A 24,018-nucleotide genomic window follows, 5' to 3' on the forward strand; every position below is an offset into this window, starting at 1 on the left:
GAATCGCAGGTCGTTTCGCCCCCTCGGACGAGACAAAAAGCGCCTCTCTGCCTTAGGCGAGGGCGTCCTGCGATTCTGAGCAAGCCGCTTCCGCTTTTCTAAAGAAGTAAGATGGGAGATAAACTGCCCGTAAAAGCCCAATTGGTGAGAGCTGATAATCAGTGAGGGATGAAGAAAAAAACCACTGATTAAAGTTTCACTTTATGCTGTATGGCATGGTTTATTCAATTTTGCATAGATGAAAAAAGATGAACAGTAGGGAAAGGATCCCTTTTTGCATGGCATGATTTTTGCATTTTAATAAAAAAGATTCAGGAAAGCTTTTTGAATGTGAAAATTATGTTGATAAAGGGGAAATGACGTATGAAATATCCACTAACGCCAGATGTAAAACCAGAGTTTTGTACGACAGGTTCATTTATGAGATTACCATCAAGTAATGAACAAGCAAAGATTGCAATTCTAGGAATGCCGTTTGATACGGCTGCTTCTTTTCGCGTTGGTGCGCGTTTTGCTCCGCAAGCAATTCGTCAAGCGTCTATGACTTTGTTCCCATATCATCCGATTCACCATGTTTACCCGTTTGATGATACAAATGCAATTGATATTGGTGATGTGTCTGTAATCCCGCACAATATTCATCGTAGCTATGATGTAATTGAAGAAACTGTTCTTGGATTAATGCAACAAGGAATTATCCCGATAGGTCTTGGAGGGGATCATTCAGTTACATTAGCAAGTCTTCGTGCAGCAGCGAAAGTTCATGGACCTGTCGCAATGATTCACTTCGACTCCCACACAGACACATGGGATACATATTATGAAGAGAAATATTGGCACGGTTCCCCATTTATTCGTGCACATGAAGAAGGGTTACTACAACCTGAAAAAGTATTCCAAATTGGTATCCGTGGTACATTAAATCATCCTGGTGATATAGAAGCTAGTAATGATTTAGGATATAACGTCATTACAACGGCTGAATTATGTGATCGTGGTTTTGAAAGCGTTCTTGAGCAAATGCGAGTAACGATTGGTGATACACCATGTTTCTTAACATTTGATATTGATTTTGTAGATCCATCTTGTGCACCTGGTACAGGTACGTTAGAAGTGGGGGGATTTAACAGTCGCGAGACATTAAACATGGTGCGTTCATTAAGTGGATTTAATTATATCGGTTTCGACTTAGTTGAAGTATTGCCGCCATATGATCAAGCTCAAATTACTTCTCTTTTAGCAGCGACACTTGTGCATGATTTTGCTAGCTTAATTGCTTTACAGCTGAAAAATGAAGATAAGTAAGAGGGCAATTATTATATTGAAATATAAAAAGACTGATGAAACAACTTTTCATCAGTCTTAAAAAATGTCCATTAATTATTTTTTCTGCCAATTTTCCTTGATAAAGTCTTCACGACCAGACTCTTTTCGTTCCTGGGCATATTTCTCTGGATTCTTTTTATAAAAATGTTGATGGTATTCTTCTGCTTCGTAAAATGGAGCAGCTGGGCGAATTTCTGTTACAATTGGATCTTTAAACATACCGCTTTCTGTTAATGCTTGTTTTGATTTTTCAGCAAGCTCTTTTTGTGTGTCGTTGTGATAAAAAATTGCTGTACGATAAGATGGACCACGGTCAAAAAACTGTCCGCCATCATCAGTTGGATCAATTTGCGGCCAATATAAATCTAATAACTTTTGATAAGGAAATATAGTAGGATCAAATGTAATTTGAACAACTTCTAAATGTCCAGATTCGCCAGATTTTACATCTTCATATGTTGGATTTTCAACATGTCCTCCTGCATAACCTGAAATAACTTTATGTATACCGGGCAGTTCATCAAATGGCTTTACCATACACCAAAAGCAACCACCAGCAAAAGTTGCAAGTTCATATTGTTTTTCTTCCATCGCGTATAATCCCCCTAAATTGATATGTTTTATATAGTATCGTATATGTTGTTTATCATAGCAAGAGAAAAGTCTGGAAGAAAAGCAAAAAATTCATTGACTTTTATATTATGTTCCTATTATCATTTCTTAAATAGGAATGATTACGATTTATAGTAGAGAGGAGAAAAACTTCTTGTTAGATTGGATTATTATTGGTGGCGGTATACAAGGTTGTACAGTAGCCACTTTCTTATTGAAAAGCAATAAGACAACAAAAAAACAGATATGTATTATTGATCCGCATTTTAAACCACTCCATAATTGGAGTTGTATGACAAATAGAATTGGAATGGAATTTCTTCGTTCACCATCTGTACATCATATTGATCCTGAACCGTTTCATTTACAAAAATTTGTCGGAAGTCGTGGGGAGTATAATCATTTTTATGGATCATATAAACGACCTTCTTTACAATTATTTAACGCGCATTGTCAAAGTATATTCAATGAAATTGAATTGAATGATTGTTGGAATCAAGGAAGAGTAAATCATATTATGAAAACAAGTAATGGATGGACTGTAACAACAGAAGATGGGACTGCTAGAACTGCAAAGCATGTAGTCATTGCAATTGGTGTCAATGAACAGCCATTTCTGCCAGAATGGGCAAAGCATATTCAAGATGTTTATCCAAATCATGTAGCTCATATTTATGATAAAAATTCACAAGAGTTGGATTTATTCGAACCACCATTTCTTATCATCGGTGGAGGAATAACTGCTGCTCATTTATCAATTACATTAAGTAGGCGTTTTCCTGGGAAGGTAATCTTATTAAAGAGGCATCCTTTTCGTATCTATGATTTCGATAGTGATCCTGGTTGGTTAGGACCTAAAAATATAAACGCTTTTCATAAGATGGAAGATTTTAATAAACGCAGGAAAGAAATTCAGCAAGCTCGTCATAAAGGATCTATACCAAACAATCTGTATCAGACGTTACGACAGCTTCAAAAAAAGGAAAAGCTCTGCATTATGGATGGTGAGGTAGATTCATTTTCCATAAATTTAAATGAAAATCACATATGTTTAGATTTAAAACACTCAGACGACAAATTGAATGTAAAAAGTATACTACTTGCAACTGGATTTCAAAATACTTTACCAGGTCAAGAGTGGCTATCTTCTTTAATTGAGCAAGAAGATTTAAGTTGTGCTGCATGTGGATATCCAATTATCACGAAATCTTTAGAATGGGCACCAGGCCTATATGTTGCAGGAGCTTTAGCAGAATTAGAAGTTGGGCCTGTGTCGAGAAATATTGCCGGTGCTAGAAAAGCTGCAGAAAAAATTATTAGTAGTATAAAAAAATAAATCGTAATGATTACTATTATCAAAGAGGTGCTTATATGAACAAAAAGATACCAGTAACTGTACTTAGTGGCTATTTAGGAGCAGGTAAAACAACGATTTTAAATCATATATTGCAAAATAAAGAAGGTTTAAGAGTTGCTGTCATAGTAAATGACATGAGTGAGATTAATATTGATGCAGAGTTAGTACAACAAAGCGGCGGATTATCAAGGGTAGAAGAAAAGCTCGTTGAAATGTCTAATGGATGTATATGCTGTACGCTACGTGAAGATTTATTATGGGAAGTAGAAAGAATTTCAAAGGAAGGGAATATTGATTATATTGTGATTGAATCTACTGGTATTAGTGAACCAATTCCAGTAGCACAAACATTTTCTTATATAGATGAAGAATTAGGGATAGATTTAACACGTTTTTGTCAATTGGATACGATGGTAACGGTTGTTGATGCAAATCGATTTTGGCAGGATTTTCATTCAGGAGAAAGCTTATTAGATCGGAAAGAAGCAGTAAGTGACCTAGATACAAGAGAGATAGCAGATTTATTAATTGATCAAATTGAATTTTGTGATGTGTTAATACTAAATAAGTGTGATTTAGTAGCAGAAGAAGAGTTAGACAAGTTAGAAAGGGTTCTTAAAAAACTACAACCAGATGCAAAATTGATTCGCACAATAAAAGGGAATTTTAATCCTAAGGAAGTGTTACATACAAATTTATTTGATTTTGAAAAGGCACAAGCTTCAGCAGGATGGATTAAAGAACTCACATCCGGACACCAGCATCATACACCTGAAACAGAAGAATATAATATTTCTTCTTTCGTATATAAAAGAAAGTTGCCATTTCATTCAGAACGCTTCTATCGATGGATACATGCAATGCCAAACCATATTGTACGAGCAAAAGGAATTGCATGGTGTGCAACAAGAAATAATATGGCCTTGCTTATGTCACAAGCTGGACCGTCTGTTTCAATTGAACCCGTATCATACTGGGTAGCCTCTTTACCTGAAATACAGAGGAAACAAATTTTAATAGAAAACCCGCACTTATTAGATGAGTGGGATGTTGAATATGGAGACCGGATTACAAAACTTGTTTTTATTGGAACAGATTTAAACCCACAGCAAATTACAGCGGAATTAGATAAATGTTTATTAACAATAGAAGAATTTGAATCTGATTGGAGTACCTTAACAGATCCATTTCAATGGGAGATGTAAATTGAAAAAATGGTAATGGAATAAGCGTATGAAAATCTTCGTTTTGTTGAAGGTATGGTACGATTTGTTGCAGCTGATTTCTCCCGGGCGGTATGACTCCCACCTCAAGATTCAGAGGAAAGCGAAGAAGATAGGTGGGGGATAAAGAAAACCCCCACTGATTATCAAGTAATCTTTTTATAAATGTTTATATGCAAAATAAAGAGGAAGCCTTAAAAGGTTTCCTCTTTATTTTGTAGCATGTTATTCTGCCCTATTATTGTGTCCGTTTATTAATAATGTTTCCATCTTTATCGATTTGTACATTATTGGAAATAGACTGTAAATATTGCAGCATGTTTTGTTTTTCGGTATCTTGAAGCGGTGTAATTTGGTTATTACGAATCATATAAGGATTAAATGACATTTGTACGTTTTTTCCTTTAAACTTAATTGTTAGTACACCAGTTTCTGCACTATGTCCTGTTACATAATCAGGGAAGAGGAAGTTTCCAAGTGAGTACGCAACGGGAACTTTGTTGTAATATTCGAAGCCTTGTAACCAGTGAGGATGACTTCCGACAATTGCATTTGCTCCTGCTTCTACCATTTTTTGTACATATTCTTTTTGATAGTCAGCTGGACGATTTGTTTTTTCGACACCCCAATGCATATACACAATCATATAATCGGCATCTTTCTTTTGTTCTTTAATCGTTTTCGTAACTAAGTTTAAATCGTAGCCATTTGCAATTCCGGGTTTATCATTTGTAGCTACCCATGCAGAATCAGGCATAAAACGAACAAATGAGATAAACTTAAATTTTTTACCTTTAATTGTAACTTCTCTCGCTGTATACGCATCTGATGCATTTTTGCCTGCACCGATATAGGGAAGGCCTATTTTTTCTACATGGGAGATTGTATCCATTAAGCCATCTTGAAAGTAATCGAGTGTATGGTTATTTCCGATATTAACAATATCATAGCCAGTATTTTTAATAGCTTGTAATGTGGAGGGATCGCTTTTAATCCAAAATAGTTGACCAGGATATTTTTTCTCGCGAGTTGTAAACGCAGATTCTAGATTTACAAATGAATAGTCCGCTTTTTCTATTTCCGGTTTTACATGCTGAAATGGATAATCAGCACCTTTACTTTGAATAACAGGGTGTAATTGCCAATCAAACATTGTATCACCGGAGAATGTAAGGGTAATTTCAGGATCTTCTTTCGGTTTTTTTGTTGGTTCTTTTCCTTTTGCCTTTTCTGTTTGTTTATTTTTTACTCCTGTGTTTTGTTTATTTTTCGTTTCTGAATTTAGCGCATAGTTAATCAATAAGATTATAGGGGCAAAAAGTATGGCTAACAGTATAGTGCGTTTTAGTAATGTTCTTTTTCGAATTTTCATAAATAGTCCTTTCCTTATAAGTTAATAAATACATTAAATGTTAATTTTATATATATTTTTATAATGATTTCCAATAACAAGGTAACATGAGAGCTGGATTATGGCAACATGCGGATTGAAAATATTAAATTTTTAAAAAATAGTCTATAATTCTACTTATAATTTTATATATAGAAAGAATAGGTGGGAGAGAATGGTTTTACTTGGGGCTTTAGTAAATGGACTATGTATTATTGTAGGGACATTATTAGGTAGAATTTTTAGTGGCATTTCGGAAAATGTGAAATCGACTGTTATGCATGCAATTGGTTTAGCAGTAACGGTGCTTGGTTTACAAATGGGATTAAAAAGTGAAAATTTTTTAATTGTTATTTTAAGTCTTGTCATTGGAGCGGTAATCGGGGAATTGCTTATGTTAGAAGAAAAATTAAAAAGTTTAGGAGATTGGCTAGAGAAAAAGGTAGGTTCAGGTGGAAAAGGGAGTATATCGCTCGGGTTTGTAACTGCAACGTTAATATTTGTAATGGGAGCAATGGGGATTATTGGTGCTTTAGATAGTGGTATTCGTGGAAATCATAATGTTTTATATACGAAAGCGATTATAGACGGTTTTATTTCACTTATTTTGACGACTACGTTAGGAATGGGGGTATTATTTTCAGCTGTCCCCGTTATTTTATATGAAGGATTGATTGCTATTTTTGCTATGCAAATTGATCGTTTTGTACCAGAAACATTAATGAATAATTTTATTGTTGAAATGACAGCGACTGGCGGGATTATGATTTTTGCCATTGGATTAAACTTACTTGAAATTATCAAAATTAAGGTAGCCAATTTATTGCCTGGTATACTTGTAACTGCAGTTCTTGTTTCTATTATATATGGGTATACACATTATTTTTAATAAACAGCAGGAAGATGACTTAGTGTGATAATAGTTATTTAGGGAAGGGAGTTGGGATGAGATGTATGAAATAAAATCGTTAAGCACATTATCGTTCGAAGAAGCTACAAATTTGTGGAATGCTGGGTTCGAAGGGTATTTTATCGAAATTAAAATGACAATGGATGCTTTTTTAGCAAGAATGGCACAGGAGGAATTGTCACCATCTTTTTCACTTGTAGCGTATTATAACGGTGAGCCAGTTGGCATTATCTTAAATGGAATTAGAATGATGCATGGTAAAAAAATTGCGTGGAATGGTGGAACAGGCGTTGTTTCTCAATTTCGTAATCGCGGAGTAGGCAGAGAATTAGTAAGAGCTTCCCTAGAGCTATATAAAAAAGAAGGAGTAGATATCGCGACGCTTGAGGCAATTAGTAAAAATGATGCGGCTATTCATCTTTATAAAAAGATGGGGTATGAAGTAGTTGATCAACTCTTGATGTTACAGCATACAGAGATATTAGAAGAGGATGCTTTTCAGTTGCAACAGAGTAATACATACCAAGTGAAAAGAGTTACAGCGCAGGATATACATACTATTCAAGTATCAAATAAAGAAATAAAACCTTGGCAGACGGAATGGATGAGTGTAAGAAAAGATGGAGAATTATTAACTGTGTATGATGATACCAATGAGGAATTAGCGTATTTTCTCTATAAAAAAGTACTTGATCAGACAGGAAAACAACAAGCAACTGTGTTGTATCAAAGTTATGTAGATGCAAACCGTATAGATCAGGAAGATATTGTTCGATTTGGATTACGCGAAATTTTCTCTCCTTTACAAGGGAAGTTGAACAAGATGACTATGAATCTGCCAGCTTCGAATGAAGTGACGGTTCGTATTTTACAAGAAGCAGGATTTGTAGTTGCGAATGAACAAGTGTTTATGGTTCAACATTTATCACGTCTTAACGAGCGATAAGATGTTAAAATAGCTTCAATGAAAGTATAGAGTAAGTTTGTTTTGATAAAGAGGAATAAAAGAGAAGTCCAGTATTGAATTACTGGACTTTCTCCACATTAATATCTCTATAATATCGAGAATTAAAATTGTAAACAAAGATAGCTTAAGGTTCCATATTCATAGCTGCGATGAATTATTTTTGGTTCTGCAGTGCCGCTTCCCATTGCGATGAATAGAGGCACAAAGTGTTCTGCTCTTGGAACAGCTAAACGTGCATGAGGAGCTTCAGTTTCCCAGTTGAATAGGGCGTCTGTATTGTTGTTCTGAATTTGATCAATGAGCCATTCGTCAAATTCAACAGCCCATGGTTCAGGCGTAGTTTGTTCCCATTTCAACATCCGTAAATTGTGCACCGTAACACCGCTGCCGATGACTAAGATATCTTCTTTTCCAAGTCCTTGAATGGCTTTTCCGATTTCATATTGCTCTTTTGCAGGAAGGAACGGATTTACTGAAATTTGAACGACAGGTACATCCGCTTGCGGATACATACGATATAGAAGTGTCCAAGATCCATGATCTAATCCGCGTGTTGTATCTTTTTGAACGGCAATACCTCGGTTTTTAAATTTTTCTTCTAGCATTGCTGCAAGGGCGGATGACCCTTTTGCAGCGTATTTTATTTCGTATAATTCAGGAGGAAAGCCACCAAAATCATAAATCGTTTCATATGCATTGTCTGAAGAAGAAATAGTTAAAACTTCACTTTCCCAATGAGCTGTAAAAATGACAATTGCTTTTGGTTTATATGTTTTACCAAGAGTTTGTAAAAATTGTGTATAGCCGGTATTTTCAATGGCTAACATAGGAGAACCATGTGCTAAAAATAATGATGGCATCATAATCATTTTACCTCCAATAATTTGATTACTTTATGTAAGTAACTATATAACTTTATTTTAGTTTCGTCAAGAATGAAATAGAAGAAATTACAATATCATGATTTGTAATAAGTAAAGCTTTTACATATAATTTAGAGTAAGAAAAATGAATGTTGATTCATTTTATAGGGGGATAGATTCATATTGTTGTTAAATAGATTTTAGGATTGGGGGAGTCAAATATGAATATACAAGAAGGCTTCGTTATGACGTTGGATGGAACGGAAATTCATTTACGTCAATGGTTGCCAGAAAATGAACCTCGTGGGATTGTTCAAATTGCACATGGTATGGCAGAACATGCTGGTGCATATACAGAATGTATTGAAGCATTATTGAAAGCTGGGTATGGGGTATATGCTCATGATCATCGCGGGCATGGAAAAACAGTGAAGCAGGAAGAAGATTATGGTCATTTTGAGCCGAATATAGGATGGAATCAAGCCATTTCTGATGTAATCTTCGTTTCGGAACTTATTCGTAAGGAATACACTTGTCCACTTTTCTTATTAGGACATAGTATGGGGTCTTTCTTATCAAGACGTGCTGTGCAGCTTCGCGGTGAGTTATATAATGGATTCCTTATTTCAGGAACAGGTGGGAATCCAGGGTTTTTAGGAGTCGTTGGTCATAAAATGGCAACAATTGAAATGAAACTTCGCGGCGCAAAAAAGAAAAGTCCAATGCTGAACTTCTTGTCATTTGGTAATTTTAACTCACACTTTAAGCCATACCGGACGAAATTTGATTGGTTGTCTTCGGATGCGACTCAAGTTGATAGATACATAGAAGACTCATTATGTGGATTTATTTGTACAACGAGCTTTTACCGTGAATTATTTAACGGTGTGCTGCTGGTGAATAAACTTGAAGAATATAAGAAAACACCAAAAGATCTTCCTATTCATATTTTTTCAGGAGATCGTGATCCAGTTGGGAATATGGGAAAAGGTGTACAAGAAGTATATGATATGTATAAAAAATGCGGTGTTAAAGATGTAACGCTACGTTTATATGAGAATGGAAGACATGAAATGTTCCACGAAGTGAACAGACAAGAAGTATTTCAAGATGTGATTTCTTGGTTAAATGAGCATATTGTGTAAGATGAAAGCCTCTCCTTTTTCTATAGGTGGGGTTTATTTTTTAGTATATAGCATAATTAATATTCAGAAATAAAAGAATTTTTAATGTGATAAATTACACGTACATTTCTTCGTTGTATGCATAAAAGAAAAAAGGGAGAGAAATCAATGATTGTTAGAGAAGCATTATTAGAAGAAGCAAACGAGCTAAGTAACCTCGCATTAACCTCAAAAGCAACTTGGAATTATAGTGAAGAATTCATATTAGCATGTAAGGAAGTTTTAACAATTACGGAACGATATATCAAGAATAATTATGTGTATATTTTAGAAGAAAAACAAGAAATAATCGGCTTTTTTTCTTTCCAAAGAAAAGAAGTAGACAGTCTTGATTTTCTATACTTACACCCAAATTACAAAGGGAAAGGCTATGGCAGAATTCTTTGGGAAAGTGTTGTTCAAAAAGCAATGGAATTAAACATTAAGAGTTTTACGATTGATAGTGATCCGCATGCGAAAGGGTATTACATAAAAATGGGGGCGAGACTAATAGGGGAAACGCCTTCTACTGTTTTTAAAGATCGTCTACTTCCGCTATTGCAGTATGATATGTAAACTTATTCATTTTAATTGGATATTTTGAATTTAATTAGGAGATGCTTAATATGAAGTTTAGGGAAATAGAGAAGATGAGTGATGTTTTATTACAATCTTGGTCAATAGAAACCAGTTCAAAATGGACACCAGATCATCCAGCTGGAGGACAATGTGGTGTAACAGCATTAGTAATCAATGATCTCTTTGGAGGAGAGATCATGAAGACGAAAGTTCCTGAAGGCTGGCATTTTTATAACAGGATCAATGGTAAAAGATATGATTTTACAGCTTCGCAATTTTTAGAAGAGATAACATATATGGACATTCCTTCTAATAGAAAAGAAGCATTTGCAGATACAAATGAAACACAATACAATGCTTTAAAAGAAAAAGTTTTTATCCATATAAAGGAAATTATTTCGTAATAATTATCTTTTGACTCCTTTTAGCCAATAAGTTACTATAGTGGTAGTAACTTATTAAAAAGGAATGTTTATATCTAAAAGAGTCGAGAGGGGAAATATTCTTGAAAACAGCTTATGTAAGCGCTACAATCGTGACTTTAAATGAAAAGAATGAAGTATTGAAAAATGGATATATCATTGTAGAAGATGGTCAAATTATAGAAGTACAATCAGGAGAATTACCTAAGGAGAAACAAGTGGATCAAGTTATTGATCTTCATGGAAAGTGGGTCCTACCTGGTCTGGTGAATACGCATACGCATGTCTTGATGAGTATTTTACGTGGAATAGGTGACGACATGCTCCTGAAGCCATGGCTTGAAACGAGAATTTGGCCACTTGAAAGCCAATTTACACCAGAGCTTGCTGTTGCTAGCACAGAGCTTGGTTTGTTAGAAATGGTGAAAAGCGGTACAACAGCATTTTCTGATATGTTTAATCCAATTGGAGTAGATCAGGATTCTATTATGGAAGCTGTTCGTAAAAGTGGAATGCGCGCTGCTGTATCTCGAACATTATTTAGCTTTGGAACGAAAGAAGATGAAAAGAAAGCAATTCATGAAGCGGAGAAGTATGTGAAACGTTATTGGAATGAAGATGGTATGTTAACGACGATGGTCGCTCCTCATAGTCCATATGCATGTACTACGGAAATGCTAGAAGAGTGTGCACGAATTGCAGTGGAAAATAAGGCGATGGTTCATATTCATCTTTCCGAAACAGAGCGTGAAGTTCAGGATATTGAAGCACAATACGGAAAACGTCCAGTAGAGTATGTAGCAGATTGCGGTTTGTTCCAGAGACCAACAGTAATTGCACATGGTGTCGTGCTAAATGAAAATGAGCGCACTTTCTTAGCACAAAACGATGTTCGCGTTGCACATAATCCGATTAGTAATTTAAAATTAGGATCAGGTATAGCAGATATTCGAGCAATGTTAGAGAGTGGAATGAAGGTTGGAATTGCAACAGATAGTGTTGCTTCTAATAACAATTTAGACATGTTTGAAGAAATGCGTATTGCGACTTTATTGCAAAAGGGTATTCATAAAGATGCAACAACATTACCAGTGGAAACAGTTCTCTCATTAGCAACAAAAGGGGCAGCAGACGTAATTGGGATGAAACAAATAGGTTCACTTGAGGTAGGAAAGTGTGCTGACTTTATTACAATTGATCCGTCTAAAAAGCCACATTTACAACCTGCGGAAGAAGTGTTGTCGCATCTTGTATATGCGGCAAGTGGAAAGGATGTTTCAGATGTTGTTATTAATGGGAAACATATTGTTTGGAACGGTGAATGTAAAACATTAGATGAAGAGCGTATTATTTTTGAGGCGAGCCGTTATAAACGAGGACTAGTTATGTAATAGGAAGTAACATCTCTACATTAATTAAATGTCGAAGAACCTTTGCCTTTAACGCAAAGGTTCTTTGTTTTATCTTATATTTTACAAAATAAAAAGAGAATGTCTTACAAATCCAATGCATTCAGATTTGTAGAAGACATCCTCTTTTCCATCAACCAATAAATGTTTGATATAACAAGAATATATTTAAAGCGATAATTAATACGGCAATCAACCATGCAATAGCTGTTGTAAGCCGGTGATTCACTAAACCACCCATAATGCTCTTTTTACTTGTGAAAACAATAAGCGGAATTAATGCAAATGCAATTCCAAATGATAATACGACTTGACTCATTACGAGGGCGTGAGTTGGATTCACACCTAATGAAATAATAACAAGCGGTGGAATCATTGTAATAAATCGTCGCAAATATAAAGGGATGTGCATACGGATGAATCCTTGCATAATAATATCACCGGACATCGTACCCACGGAAGAACTAGATAAGCCGGCAGTTAGTAAACCAATCCCGAAAAGAGTTGCTGATATAGGTCCGACTAAGTGTTCAAATCCGTGAAAAGCGACATCTAAATCTTCGACATGTAGTCCGTTTTTGAAGAACAGAGCAGCTGCTACAATTAACATACTTGCATTAATTGCTCCAGCAATGACCATTGCAATTACAATATCGATAAATTCAAAGCGGAAAATCTTTTTTCGTTGTTCATCTGTCGTTCCTACTACACGGCGCTGTGTTAAAGCAGAATGTAAATAAATTGCGTGTGGCATAACCGTTGCCCCTAAAATTCCTGCGGCAAGTAAAATACTATTTACACCTTGAAATTTAGGAACGAAAAGTCCTGATAGAAGAGGGCTTAGTTCTGGCTTTGCATAAAATACTTGTACACCAAAAGCAATAACGACTATAAAGACCATACCAGTAATAACTGCTTCTAATGGGCGAAAACCCCTGCGTTGAAACTCAAGAATAATAAATGATCCAACCGCTGTAATTAATGCAGCCGGTAACAATGGAATACCAAATAGTAAATATAACCCTAAGGCAGCACCGATAAATTCAGCGAGATCAGTCGCCATAATTACTAATTCACCTTGTATCCATAAGCCAATAGAAACAGGTTTTGGAAAATGCTCACGAGCAACTTCGGGAAGGTTTTTTCCGGTTGCAATTCCTAATTTAGCTGATAGAGATTGGATCAGCACTGCCATTAGATTCGAAACAAGGATAACCCAAAGTAGCAAATAGCCGTACTGAGATCCGGCTGCAATATTCGTAGCGAAATTACCTGGATCAATATAAGCTACAGATGCAATAAAAGCAGGGCCTAAAAATGGTAATAATCGTTTTAGCCCCTTTGTTTCACCACTTAAAGCTAATTGCGCTGATTGCATCGTCTTATTTTCTGGTGGAAGGTGTTCTCGTTCTTTTATGTTTTCTGTCATGTTTTGTTTCCCCTTTTGTTTGTTTTCTTGGTGCAATTTGTTTTATTTATGTTAGTTATTTTTTATTAAATCACATTTCTTTTATTTGAACATAAATTTTTCCTTTGTGCAAATTATATTACATTAGGAAAAAATAGTGCTAGTTTATTGATGCATTTTAATGAATTTTAAGTTAAGTATTTATCCCGCATTAACGAGCAGTAAGACCCAACTCAAGGTTGAGAGAGAAGCGAGGAAGATAGGTGGGGGATAACTGCTGGCATGCGCCCGAGTGGTGAGAGCTTTCCATCAGTGGGGGATGAAAAAACCCCACTGATGGAAGTTTCACTTTATGAAACATTAAATAAATGGGGTGTTCTGAAATGAGTATTTGTGTATAGTAAAAATGACAACTTTGAAAAGAAGAGTTAGATAGAAGATCAAGTGTATATTTTGAAAATGTAAAATACTTCACATTTCTAATGTGATTTTAATCTTGTTTTCATCTATTATTTAGTTTTCATTGTTAGAATGTCCAAAGGCAGTAATTTTTTGGAGGTTTTGATAATGCACGCAGCAATTCATGCAATTTCTTTGTTTTTGGCTAAGCTCGGTTATGGCGGTGTCATGCTAGCACTTATGATTGAGGTGATTCCGAGTGAAGTTGTTCTATCGTACGCAGGATTTCTTGTATCACAAGGACAGATGACATTTTGGGGGGCTGTTCTTGCGGGAACGATTGGAGGAACAATTGCTCAATTATTCCTATACTGGTTAGGATATTATGCTGGCCGGCCTTTTTTATTAAAATACGGAAAATATTTGTTAATTCGCCCTAAACATTTAGAAATGGCTGAACGATGGTTCCACAAATATGGACCAGGTGTAATTTTTTCCGCAAGATTTGTTCCAGTAGTAAGACATGCTATTTCTATTCCAGCAGGAATCGCAAAAATGTCTGCAACAAAGTTCACGATTTACACAGTGGTTGCAATTGTTCCGTGGAGTATGCTTTTTATTTACTTAGGTAATGTATTAGGAAGCCGATGGGAACAAGCTAATCAAGTGTCTGGTCCGTATGTGAAGTATATTATGATCGGCGCGCTTGTCATACTAGCCGTCTATATAATTAGAAAAATTACAAAGAAAAACGTGTCAAAAGCATAATCGTACTTTTATGATATAAAGGGGCTGTCCCGTAAGTTAGTTACACTGACTTATGTGACAGCCCTTTTTAATAGGTACACAAAAAAATCGATCCCACTATAGTTGTAAGTAACCATACAAACTATTGATTTAAAATACAGATGAATCATTTGTAGTAAAGTTGAACCATTTATACAAAAGATAAACGGAATTATCTAAAATTCAGTTCTCTTATTGAAACTAAAGCACCCGTTACTCTATTGAGGTAGATACGTTATTTATTAGAAAGATTGTCAATCACTTGAATAGCTAGTTTCAACGCTTTTATTCTTCTTTCTAAAAGCGTTCTTTGGGGACTACCAGCCTTTGACTTAACATAAATGTTCTCAATTGATGGAAGCAAACCAATAAGAACATTGCGAGCTTCTGTTAAATCTTCCTGGATGTAATGATGTGATCTTTGGTTCCAAACGTTTTCTAGCATTGCTAAGCCGATGCAAACAGCTTTGAGTCGTTTCTTTACTAAGGTAGTATTTGCGCCTTTCTGAGTCATCTGTGACAAGGCATTTTCGAGTTTACTGATTGTCGATTGTAAAGATTTTATTGATTCCAATTTATCTACATTTGATATGTTTTCCATGTTAGTGCTGTCCCTTCTACGTTTCTGAATTATTTTGCTTGATACTTGATAAAATCGTTAAGAATCTGATTTCACTCGCAATATTTGAACATAAATAACTAACTCTCTTTGAGAGGGATACTCAACAATCTGGCTCAATTGTTGAACACAAGTTAACTAACACTCTTCAACTAACCTACCTGTTAGTCCAATAAGAATTAAACAACTTTATTATTTTTTAAGCGACTTTATTGTAAATTAAACAACTTTATTGTCACTTAACACGATCTTAGAATTAGTTATGGTAATCTAATAGTAACTTTGTTAAAAAAGGGGAAATTATCCAGTGAAAAAATTATATTTAATTTTAGGGCTAATTGGTACTGTTTTTCCGTATTATTTTTTTATTCAGTTCCTCAGGAATAATGGACTTGATTTAGGTTTATTAATAGAATTATTATTTACTAACACGATATCGGCCTTTTTTGCAGTTGATTTTTTAATCTCAAGTGTTGTTTTCTTGATATTTATGTTCAATGAATCACGAAAGTATAACATTAAAGAAAAATGGATCTGTCTCTTATCTCTGTTTACAGTTGGATTATCTTTAGCTCTACCTTTATTTTTGTTTTTTAGACATTCTTATATTAATAGTAAAGATGAAGTATAAATTAGAAAATAAGCATGTTCCAGCTAAAATAAGTAAAATGCTTATTCAAGTATTGGGCGCGATTGTGAAACAGCATAGGTAGAAAGGATCAAACTTTTTTATAAAAACCAAACTTAAATCTGCTAGAGAAGAATCCATTTTGATCAATCTTTTTTCAAAATGGATTCTTTTTATTTATCGTAAAACTTGGGATTGCGAGGTATTTTTGATCAAATTTTATTTCAAAGCTACAAATTGAGTAAGCGAAAAATCCCGCTTTCAAGCGAATCTTTGTGTCAATTGATGGTCTATTATGTTGTGATTTGTGTTGTCAAAAGTTGTGTGATTTCTAATTTTGTACTCCAAAAGAGAACCCGTTATGTAAAACATCGGTTTTTTATTTGACTAAAAATCAACAATGAAATTTAACAGAGCTGAAAACAAAAAGAGCCACTTTCTGTTAGAGAGTGGCTTTGTATGAATACGATCACTACATGTTACAGGGCTAGTATGTAAGTAATTACTTAAATGCATATTGCCTTATTTACTGGAGGAAGAACCCCTGTTCTATCATTTTCTAATCAGTCTCGTTAAAGCCATCCCAAGAAACCCAACACCCATTCCTATCAGCCATCCAATTTGGGAACTTCCTAACAAAGATCCCACTCCTCCACCAAGAAACATGCAGCCAACGAATACTAATCCTCCAACGCCCCATTTCTGCTGATCCATAATTCAATCACACCCTTTCAATAAAACATATGCTAGTAGCTAACTAACCTTTCTTGAATATGATATGTTAATTATTTTGCTAGAGGTGGTATAGTTGTTTGGCTTAGGATTAGCAATGGTCAGGGAATTCAAAAGATGGAGATTGACGGCTTTGATGGGATTGTAGGAGGTGAATTTAACTTTTAAGTATCATAACTTAAGAGTTGTGGAACAAATTCTTCTTCAACTAACCAGCTAATAGAAGCTTGGTGATTTTCCACAATCGGGCGCCATTCTCCTTTAGTAGATGACATACAGAGGGTAGTGTTAGATATAGATGACTTTTTACTAAATTAATACACTTTTTAGAAAACGTCAGTATTCCTATGTGAATGAAATGAGCTTTCTAAATGAAGCTAACAAAGATCTGTGAACAAATTTGAGAAAAGGAGATTTTTGTGGAATAAGGATCAGAAACGATTTTTTATGAGTAACAATTCAACTACTTTCATTTGTTTATAAGAAATTTTACATATAAAAAAGCCCATTTCATAAGGGCTTTTTTATATTACATAATAGTTAATTGGAAATGAAACTATTTATTTTCTTTTAATTTTGCTAATGCTTGTTGTACTTCTTCTTGTAGATTTTGGTCTAAAATTTGTGCTTGATTAGGAGCGTTTAACTGATAAAAATAGTTACTAGCAGCTGCTTCAGCTTCTAGTTTCTGCACGTAAGTTTCGACACGTGCAAAGCCTTTCACTGCATTTTCTGTATGGAAAGAAGCAAGTGCAGCGTTACTATTTTTTATGGCTTGCGCCGCATTTAATCGGGAAACAAGTACAAGTTCTTTATATTGTAATTCTTGATATTTCTCTTGTAGTTTGTCAATTTGCTCATATAATGCAGCTGTTTGTTGCTTTGTTATTTCGTACTGTTCACGATATAATGCAGCTTTCTTTTCATTTGTGATTTTATCTTGTAAAGCTAGCTGTGCCATGTTATCTTCCTCGCGAGATACTGCAAGTTCAGCTTGACGAGTTCTTTTTGCGATAAGAGCATCAGCTTCCAAAATTAATGCTTCATATTTCTTTTCTAAATATAATTGGTGAGCTAGAGCTTTTTGCGCTTTTGTAATTTGTTCTTCTGTCTCTCTCAAGTATTGCTTCAGCATGCTAATAGGGCTTTCTAGCTTATCCAACGTTTGGTGTACATCTGCCATTACAATATTTTTAATGCGTTTTAGGATACCCATTGTTTAGTTCTCCCCCTTACGAATATTACGTTCCCATTGATCTAAAATGTCTATTTGTTTTTGCATTGTTGAAAAATTATATGTGTGAATATCGATATGCTCATTTGCCATCGTTCTTTTTTGTTTGAACTTTCTATACACCCAAGTAATAGCTGCGGCAAGCGCAAGTATTGGAATGAACGGGAATAAACCGATAACAATGAGTAGCACTCCTGTCCACTTCTTAGCCATATTTCCTTCAGATTTGCGAAGAATTAACCAACCGAAAAGAACAAAGCCAAGTTCTAATAGGAATGGTGCAAAGAATACGCCATCAAACTCTTTTTCATGATGTTTTTCATGATGAGTATGTCTTTCAGAGTTAGCAAAGCGCTCTTTCTCCGTAAAGAAAGCTTGTCCCTTTTCATGGGAGGCAACGGCATATTCAGCTTTTCTATGCTTCTCATGATTCCATCTTTCTGACTTCATACTATGTAGTCCGAAGAATAGTAAAGTAAGAAGCAGGGGAAGGATTAAAATCCATTTTAGCCAGCGCAGCTTTTTGCATTTGTTCTTTTTCTTTTTCATGTGTTCACCTCCATCTATGATTCATAATGTTTCAAGAAAAAATGAATCTAGAACTACTTTTGATAGAGTCAAAATCTGAATGTTTGCGTCTGAATATATCACCTCGCTATATCTTTAGTGAGTCCTAGTGTAAACCCTAGATGTGAGAAGGGAATGAAAGGGGAATGATGAAAATATGAGAAATATATAAGAAAATTCTCATTATAATTAAAAACTCGCCAAATAGTTGACGAGTTAATTTTTAAGGAACATAGTTCATTTTTTTAGATAGATAGTAAAAATAGTCCCATAACCTAATTCACTCTCTACAGAAATATTGCCTCCATGTAATTCGATAATTTCTTTTACAATTGCAAGACCTAAACCGCTTCCGCCTGTTGCGCGAGTTCGAGATTTATCGACTCTATAAAACCGCTCGAAAATATGAGATAGATCTTGTTCAGGGATACCTTCTCCTTCATCTTTTACTCTAATCTTAACGATTTCCTTGTTCTCTGTAACTGTAACAAATACTTTAGAATTTATGTCAGAGTGAGAATACGCATTGTTTAACAGATTGAGTATAACTTGTTCAAAACGTTGTTCGTCGAGTAGAAGAACAACGTCTTCTGGACACGAGGAAATAATACGAATATTTTTATCGGTATAAGCTGGTTGGATCTTTGTTAATATGTTTTTTAATAAATCATATAGATTCGTCTGCTTTGTATGAATAACAAAATTATGCTTTTCCATTTTAGCTAATTCAAATAAATCTTGAACAAGCTGTGTTACATGATCAGCTTCTTCTTTAATAATAGATAAATAATGATGTTGGTCTTGTGCAGGAATCTGATTTTTAATAAGAATATCAGCGTATCCTCTAATATATGTTAACGGTGTTCGAAGTTCGTGTGCAACGCTAGCTAGAAATTCGTCTCGTTCTTTTTTCATATAATGTAAATCATCCGCAAGTTTTTGAATAGAATGTGCTAGTTCTCCAACTTCATCGTTTCCATTAATATTTAAAGACACGGATAAATCCCCTTTGCTCATTTTTTCTGTTGCTTTTTTCATTTTAATTAAAGGATTAGTGAGAAGTTTTGATAATAAGAACATGGTTATAACAGTAAGGATAAAGGTAATGGCTCCAACAACTATAAATTGGTATGTTAAGCGCTGAATCATTTGCTTAATAGAGTCAGTACCTAAAAACATGTATACATATCCTTTCGTATCACTGCCAACTTGAATGGGACTAATTGTACAAATATAATTAGATGTTTTCCAATGATCTTCCACAACTGTGCCATTTTTACTAACAGGGGGCATTTTTGTATGTAAATGTTTTTCCATGGAATGATCTACATTACTTGATTTTGCAAGAATTTCGCCATTTTTCGAAGTAATAACAACCTTAGTTTCTGCTTCTGATTCCATTAGTGCTACATGAGAGATGGTTTGATTATCAAAATATTTCTCCAATACATCACGATGATTATTTCCTCTAGTAAGGAGAGATTTTACTTCCTCTTGAACTCTCGTATTGACTAAACTGTAATACAATAAAAGAAACAATATACTTTCAATTAGAAAGGTACAAATAAAAAAGTAAAATCCAAATTTTACTGAGATACGCTTCATAAGAACCCACTATCCTTGTTGTTTAGTAATATCATATATCTTTCTCTTCATTTGCCCAGCGATATCCAATTCCATATATCGTCTTAAGGTGATCATGAATTGGAAAAGAAGCCTTTCGTAATTTTTCACGTAAGTTACGAATATGAGAATCTACAGTTCGATCCTCTGTTTCTGATGTATGTCCCCAAATACGTTCAATAAGTTGTTCACGACTAAATACGTAATTTACATTATTTAAAAATAAACCGAGTAGCGAAAATTCAATTGGGGTTAATAACAGTTCATTTCCATGCACAGAAGCAGCATGTTTTGCCTCATCCCACACCAATCCTTTATATTCTATTTTATGATGCTGCTTTGTTCTGCGTAGCACGGCTTCTATGCGAGCTAATAATTCTTCTTCATGAAACGGTTTCGTGATATAATCGTCAGCTCCTTTTTTTAATCCTTGTACAACATCTTGTGTATCATCACGAGCAGTTAGCATGATGATAGGTACGCTATTGAACTCACGGATTCTCGCGCAAGTTTCCCAACCATCCATTTCGGGCATCATAATGTCTAGTAAAATTAATCGAAATTCTTTTTCTTCTAATAAAGAAATCGCTTCTTTGCCAGAAGTTGCTTTTGTACAGTAATACCCCCTAGGGGCTAAATATAATGAAAGTAAATCTAGCATACGCGGTTCATCATCTACTAATAGAATGTTAATCATATAGGCCCTCCTTAATTACATGATACCTAAATATAAGATATTTTACTAAAAGATATTGAAGAAATTATGCAGGCTGCTATGTGTTTTTTCATTTTTGTCTCTCCATAATTTCTTGATAATTGTTCTATATAATAATTACGAATAAACTGGGGAGGGATTTTTTATGAAGAGAACGGTATTAACGGGGATTTCAATCGTAGCAATTTCTTTAATTGCTGGATGCTCTGCAACTACAAATACAGCAAGTGATCATAAAAATATGAACGATAAAAAGACCACACAGACTGAAACAGCAACAAAACCATTACAAGTGATAAAAGGACCTGAAGTTACGCTAGTGGCGAAAGAAGAGAAGCAAAAGCTAAGTAACGGTGTTGTTGTTCCAGTATGGACATTTAATGGTTCTTCTCCTGGACCAGAAATTCGTGTAAAAAAAGGTGAAAAGGTTAAGGTCACATTAAAAAATGAACTATCTGTACCGGTATCGATCCACTGGCACGGATATCCTGTTCCAAACAATATGGATGGAATTCCAGGAGTTACGCAAGACGCGATTGAACCAGGGAAAAGTTTTACGTATGAATTTGAAGCAAACGTACCAGGAACGTATTGGTATCATTCGCATCAAGACTCCGTTAATCAACTAGATCGAGGACTGTATGGTGCTCTTGTTGTAGAAGATACAAATGAAAAATATGATAAAGATTACACATTAATGTTAGACGAATGGGTAACTGATAAAAAAGAAATTGATAAACAAATTAAGGAAATGACAAAAGGGAAAACAGAAAAATCAGATGATAATAAGTCTAGTATGGATCATGGAAATATGGAAAAGCATGATGATATGAACGGTATGGATCATTCTGGTATGGACATGGGAGGCGACAAAAAAGACTCCGGTAATATGAAAGGCATGGATCATGGAAATATGAAGATGGAAGGTCATAATATGAGTATGTATGATCTATTCACAATCAATGGTAAAAGCGGGGATTTAGTAGAGCCGTTGAAAGTGAAAAAAGGAGATAAAGTTCGACTACGATTCATCAATGCTGGTTACTTATCACACAACATCCATGTTCATGGTCATGATATAAAAGTAATTGCAACTGATGGCCAGCCAATCAATGATCCAAAGGTTGTAAAAGATGAAGTCATTTCGATTGCACCAGGTGAACGTTATGATGTTGAGTTTACAGCGAATAATCCTGGAAAATGGTATGTTGAGGACCATGGGGAAGGAAAAGGTGTAAAAGGAATGAAAGCTGTTATTGAGTATGATGGCAGCAAAGATATGAAAGATAAAGCGAATGAAAAAGAAAAACTTCCAACATTAGATATGACGAAATATGGTTCTAAGAAATTAGGAAGCCTCACATTAGATCAACAATATAATGCCACATATACAATGGATTTGAACACAGAAATGAATGGCAATGGAATGGTTTATACAATTAACGGAAAAACATTCCCTAATATTGATCCAATTCAAGTAAAAAAAGGCGATCTAGTAAAAGTAAAATTAGTTAATCGTTCTAAAATGGATGATCATCCTATGCATTTGCACGGACATTTTTTCCAAGTATTAAGTAAAAATGGAAAACCAATAGACGGTTCTCCGATTGTGAAGGATACATTAAACTTGAAACCAGGAGAAGAATATGAAGTAGCCTTTGTAGCAAACAATCCAGGTGAATGGATGTTCCACTGCCATGATTTGCATCATGCATCTGCAGGGATGGTAACAGAAGTGAAATATAAAGATTATAAATCTGATTATGTTCCAAATCCTAATATTCCTAATATGCCAGAGTGATGTAAAATTTGTGTAATTTATTATAGATAATATAAAGCAGCTTTCCAATTGGAGAGCTGCTTTATTAATATGTTGTATGAAGCGTTTAATCGATCCAGCATAAACAGGCAGTAAGTCCCCCACTGATGGAAGTTTCACTTTATACTGTTTTTTGAAATCTTGATTCAGTTAATGTATATGTTGATTGTGTTGAGAAGAAGGTGAATTATGATCTGGAAATGTTATAAAAACGGTGAGAAGAATTATAATGCTAACTGAAAGCAAAAATAGAAACCAGCGGTGAATGTAAGAAGAGAAAATTTTTGACAAGAATTGAATGATACATGACGTAGTAATGGCAATTGTGAGCAAAATACTAATAAGAAGTATACTGTGTGCTTGCTGAGCATTCAACATTTCCGTCACCATAGCTCCCATCATACCTGCCATCAATCCAGAAAACATACCTTCTAAAGCAGAGTACAGATGAAAAGATAGCCCAACTAAAAGTCCAACTATGCCACTAATCAACATAGAAAGTAAAGTAGAATACAACAAGTCTCCTTTTAACATAATACCAAGATAGAATCCTATGCTTAATCCGGTGCTCATACTAAAAGACATAATGAATACCATATACTCCATTAGGGTACCTTTAGATTTAGTGATAAATGATGTAACAATAACTAAGATAAAACAAAGCGTTAGGGTAGTTAACGTATAGCTGGACACAGTGATACCTCCCTGTCCTTTTGTTCATTTCATCATATGTGCAAATGTAGAGTACTTATGCCTATATATATCTGCAAAATATCTGCATAATTTAAGGGAGAGAATGAAAATAGTTGTTCTGATAAAAATACATATAAGTGTGCTTGTATGTATTTTATTTGAAAACATTTCAAAAAATAGACTTATGAACAGTTGCTTTTTATACCCCCTACCCGTATAATGTATATAAAGATTGGTAATTACAATACATGAGGTGATATAAATGGATCATTGTGAAGGAAATCATAGAGATCAAAAAATGGTTCCTCGAACAGAAGAGGAAATTCAAAGTGTTATAAAACGTTTAAAACGTATTGAAGGGCAAGTACGCGGTGTTCAAAAAATGGTGGAAGATAATCGATATTGTGTTGATATTTTAATTCAAATTTCAGCGATTAATGCAGCTTTAAATAAAGTAGGTTTTTCTTTATTGGAGCGTCATACAAAGCATTGTGTAGCAAAGGCGATTCATGAGGGGAATGGGGACGAATCGATTCAAGAATTGATGAGTGTAATTAAGCAATTTTCAAAATAG

Annotated in this window: 24 protein-coding genes; 13 read left to right on the forward strand and 11 right to left on the reverse strand. The window is 34.7% G+C overall.

The genetic code is table 11. The features are described from left to right. Positions 1-363: 363 nt before the first annotated feature. Entirely contained in the window at positions 364-1,305 is a 942-nt protein-coding gene (speB, locus tag ACFQZ1_RS21525) for an agmatinase (protein ID WP_377884201.1), read from the forward strand. A gap of 75 nt (positions 1,306-1,380) precedes the next feature. Here the strand turns inward: speB and msrA are convergent, their stop codons facing one another. Then, positions 1,381-1,917, reverse strand: coding sequence for a peptide-methionine (S)-S-oxide reductase MsrA (gene msrA, locus ACFQZ1_RS21530; protein ID WP_377884202.1), 537 nt, complete (start codon positions 1,915-1,917; stop codon positions 1,381-1,383). 175 nt (positions 1,918-2,092) lie between these two features. On the opposite strand from msrA, the gene ACFQZ1_RS21535 reads away from it, so the two are divergent. Both ACFQZ1_RS21535 and ACFQZ1_RS21540 read left to right on the forward strand, forming a co-directional pair. Then, complete coding sequence (locus ACFQZ1_RS21535) at positions 2,093-3,274, forward strand: FAD/NAD(P)-binding protein (RefSeq protein ID WP_377884203.1); 1,182 nt, start codon at positions 2,093-2,095, stop codon at positions 3,272-3,274. Between the two features lie 35 nt (positions 3,275-3,309). Continuing rightward, on the forward strand, positions 3,310-4,500 hold the full coding sequence (locus tag ACFQZ1_RS21540; RefSeq protein ID WP_377884204.1) for a GTP-binding protein: 1,191 nt from the start codon (positions 3,310-3,312) through the stop codon (positions 4,498-4,500). A gap of 256 nt (positions 4,501-4,756) precedes the next feature. On the opposite strand, the gene ACFQZ1_RS21545 is transcribed toward ACFQZ1_RS21540, so the two are convergent. After that, a complete protein-coding gene (locus ACFQZ1_RS21545; RefSeq protein WP_377884205.1) occupies positions 4,757-5,890 on the reverse strand; it encodes a CapA family protein in 1,134 nt (377 codons plus the stop codon). 193 nt (positions 5,891-6,083) lie between these two features. On the opposite strand from ACFQZ1_RS21545, the gene ACFQZ1_RS21550 reads away from it, so the two are divergent. Further along, a complete protein-coding gene (locus ACFQZ1_RS21550; protein ID WP_377884206.1) occupies positions 6,084-6,797 on the forward strand; it encodes a DUF554 domain-containing protein in 714 nt (237 codons plus the stop codon). 61 nt (positions 6,798-6,858) lie between these two features. Further along, complete coding sequence (locus tag ACFQZ1_RS21555) at positions 6,859-7,764, forward strand: GNAT family N-acetyltransferase (RefSeq protein ID WP_377884207.1); 906 nt, start codon at positions 6,859-6,861, stop codon at positions 7,762-7,764. 122 nt (positions 7,765-7,886) lie between these two features. Here ACFQZ1_RS21555 and ACFQZ1_RS21560 read toward each other — a convergent pair whose 3' ends face one another. Then, on the reverse strand, positions 7,887-8,648 hold the full coding sequence (locus tag ACFQZ1_RS21560; RefSeq protein WP_377884208.1) for a DODA-type extradiol aromatic ring-opening family dioxygenase: 762 nt from the start codon (positions 8,646-8,648) through the stop codon (positions 7,887-7,889). Positions 8,649-8,869: 221 nt separating this feature from the next. On the opposite strand from ACFQZ1_RS21560, the gene ACFQZ1_RS21565 reads away from it, so the two are divergent. The 4 genes from ACFQZ1_RS21565 (at position 8,870) to ACFQZ1_RS21580 (ending at position 12,203) form a co-directional block, all read left to right on the forward strand. Further along, positions 8,870-9,793: an alpha/beta hydrolase gene (locus tag ACFQZ1_RS21565; RefSeq protein WP_377884209.1), complete on the forward strand. Its 924-nt coding sequence runs from the start codon at positions 8,870-8,872 to the stop codon at positions 9,791-9,793. 147 nt (positions 9,794-9,940) lie between these two features. Next, positions 9,941-10,387: a GNAT family N-acetyltransferase gene (locus ACFQZ1_RS21570; RefSeq protein ID WP_377884210.1), complete on the forward strand. Its 447-nt coding sequence runs from the start codon at positions 9,941-9,943 to the stop codon at positions 10,385-10,387. Between the two features lie 50 nt (positions 10,388-10,437). Further along, positions 10,438-10,794 carry a YunG family protein gene (locus tag ACFQZ1_RS21575; protein WP_377884211.1) on the forward strand — a complete coding sequence of 119 codons (357 nt, stop codon included), beginning with the start codon at positions 10,438-10,440 and terminating at the stop codon, positions 10,792-10,794. 101 nt (positions 10,795-10,895) lie between these two features. Further along, complete coding sequence (locus tag ACFQZ1_RS21580; protein WP_377884212.1) at positions 10,896-12,203, forward strand: bifunctional S-methyl-5'-thioadenosine deaminase/S-adenosylhomocysteine deaminase; 1,308 nt, start codon at positions 10,896-10,898, stop codon at positions 12,201-12,203. Between the two features lie 151 nt (positions 12,204-12,354). Here the strand turns inward: ACFQZ1_RS21580 and ACFQZ1_RS21585 are convergent, their stop codons facing one another. Continuing rightward, positions 12,355-13,650, reverse strand: coding sequence for an Nramp family divalent metal transporter (locus ACFQZ1_RS21585; protein ID WP_377884213.1), 1,296 nt, complete (start codon positions 13,648-13,650; stop codon positions 12,355-12,357). Positions 13,651-14,193: 543 nt separating this feature from the next. On the opposite strand from ACFQZ1_RS21585, the gene uptA reads away from it, so the two are divergent. Beyond that, a complete protein-coding gene (uptA, locus tag ACFQZ1_RS21590) occupies positions 14,194-14,796 on the forward strand; it encodes an undecaprenyl phosphate transporter UptA (RefSeq protein ID WP_377884938.1) in 603 nt (200 codons plus the stop codon). A gap of 253 nt (positions 14,797-15,049) precedes the next feature. Here the strand turns inward: uptA and ACFQZ1_RS21595 are convergent, their stop codons facing one another. Next, a complete protein-coding gene (locus ACFQZ1_RS21595; RefSeq protein ID WP_377884214.1) occupies positions 15,050-15,415 on the reverse strand; it encodes a hypothetical protein in 366 nt (121 codons plus the stop codon). A 325-nt stretch (positions 15,416-15,740) separates the two neighbouring features. On the opposite strand from ACFQZ1_RS21595, the gene ACFQZ1_RS21600 reads away from it, so the two are divergent. After that, positions 15,741-16,064: a DUF2834 domain-containing protein gene (locus ACFQZ1_RS21600; protein WP_377884215.1), complete on the forward strand. Its 324-nt coding sequence runs from the start codon at positions 15,741-15,743 to the stop codon at positions 16,062-16,064. 549 nt (positions 16,065-16,613) lie between these two features. Here the strand turns inward: ACFQZ1_RS21600 and ACFQZ1_RS21605 are convergent. The 5 genes from ACFQZ1_RS21605 to ACFQZ1_RS21625 all read right to left on the reverse strand — a co-directional run bounded on the left by ACFQZ1_RS21605 (position 16,614) and on the right by ACFQZ1_RS21625 (position 20,914). Beyond that, complete coding sequence (locus ACFQZ1_RS21605) at positions 16,614-16,775, reverse strand: hypothetical protein (protein ID WP_377884216.1); 162 nt, start codon at positions 16,773-16,775, stop codon at positions 16,614-16,616. A 574-nt stretch (positions 16,776-17,349) separates the two neighbouring features. Beyond that, complete coding sequence (locus ACFQZ1_RS21610) at positions 17,350-18,009, reverse strand: PspA/IM30 family protein (protein ID WP_377884217.1); 660 nt, start codon at positions 18,007-18,009, stop codon at positions 17,350-17,352. A 3-nt stretch (positions 18,010-18,012) separates the two neighbouring features. Continuing rightward, positions 18,013-18,576: a hypothetical protein gene (locus tag ACFQZ1_RS21615; protein ID WP_377884218.1), complete on the reverse strand. Its 564-nt coding sequence runs from the start codon at positions 18,574-18,576 to the stop codon at positions 18,013-18,015. 255 nt (positions 18,577-18,831) lie between these two features. Next, positions 18,832-20,199 (reverse strand): HAMP domain-containing sensor histidine kinase, encoded by a 1,368-nt coding sequence (locus ACFQZ1_RS21620; RefSeq protein ID WP_377884219.1) that lies wholly within the window; start codon positions 20,197-20,199, stop codon positions 18,832-18,834. A gap of 31 nt (positions 20,200-20,230) precedes the next feature. Then, the gene (locus ACFQZ1_RS21625; protein WP_377884220.1) at positions 20,231-20,914 is read right to left on the reverse strand and encodes a response regulator transcription factor; all 684 of its coding nucleotides are present in this window, start codon (positions 20,912-20,914) and stop codon (positions 20,231-20,233) included. Between the two features lie 163 nt (positions 20,915-21,077). Between ACFQZ1_RS21625 and ACFQZ1_RS21630 the strand changes: the two genes are divergently transcribed. Then, positions 21,078-22,733 (forward strand): multicopper oxidase domain-containing protein, encoded by a 1,656-nt coding sequence (locus tag ACFQZ1_RS21630; protein ID WP_377884221.1) that lies wholly within the window; start codon positions 21,078-21,080, stop codon positions 22,731-22,733. Positions 22,734-22,901: 168 nt separating this feature from the next. Here ACFQZ1_RS21630 and ACFQZ1_RS21635 read toward each other — a convergent pair whose 3' ends face one another. Next, positions 22,902-23,444: a hypothetical protein gene (locus ACFQZ1_RS21635; protein ID WP_377884222.1), complete on the reverse strand. Its 543-nt coding sequence runs from the start codon at positions 23,442-23,444 to the stop codon at positions 22,902-22,904. A 262-nt stretch (positions 23,445-23,706) separates the two neighbouring features. On the opposite strand from ACFQZ1_RS21635, the gene ACFQZ1_RS21640 reads away from it, so the two are divergent. Then, positions 23,707-24,018 carry a metal-sensing transcriptional repressor gene (locus ACFQZ1_RS21640; RefSeq protein WP_377884223.1) on the forward strand — a complete coding sequence of 104 codons (312 nt, stop codon included), beginning with the start codon at positions 23,707-23,709 and terminating at the stop codon, positions 24,016-24,018.

This window comes from Bacillus sp. CGMCC 1.60114, from assembly GCF_042676365.1.
In the GTDB taxonomy this organism is placed as follows: Bacteria; Bacillota; Bacilli; order Bacillales; family Bacillaceae_G; genus Bacillus_A; species Bacillus_A rhizoplanae_A.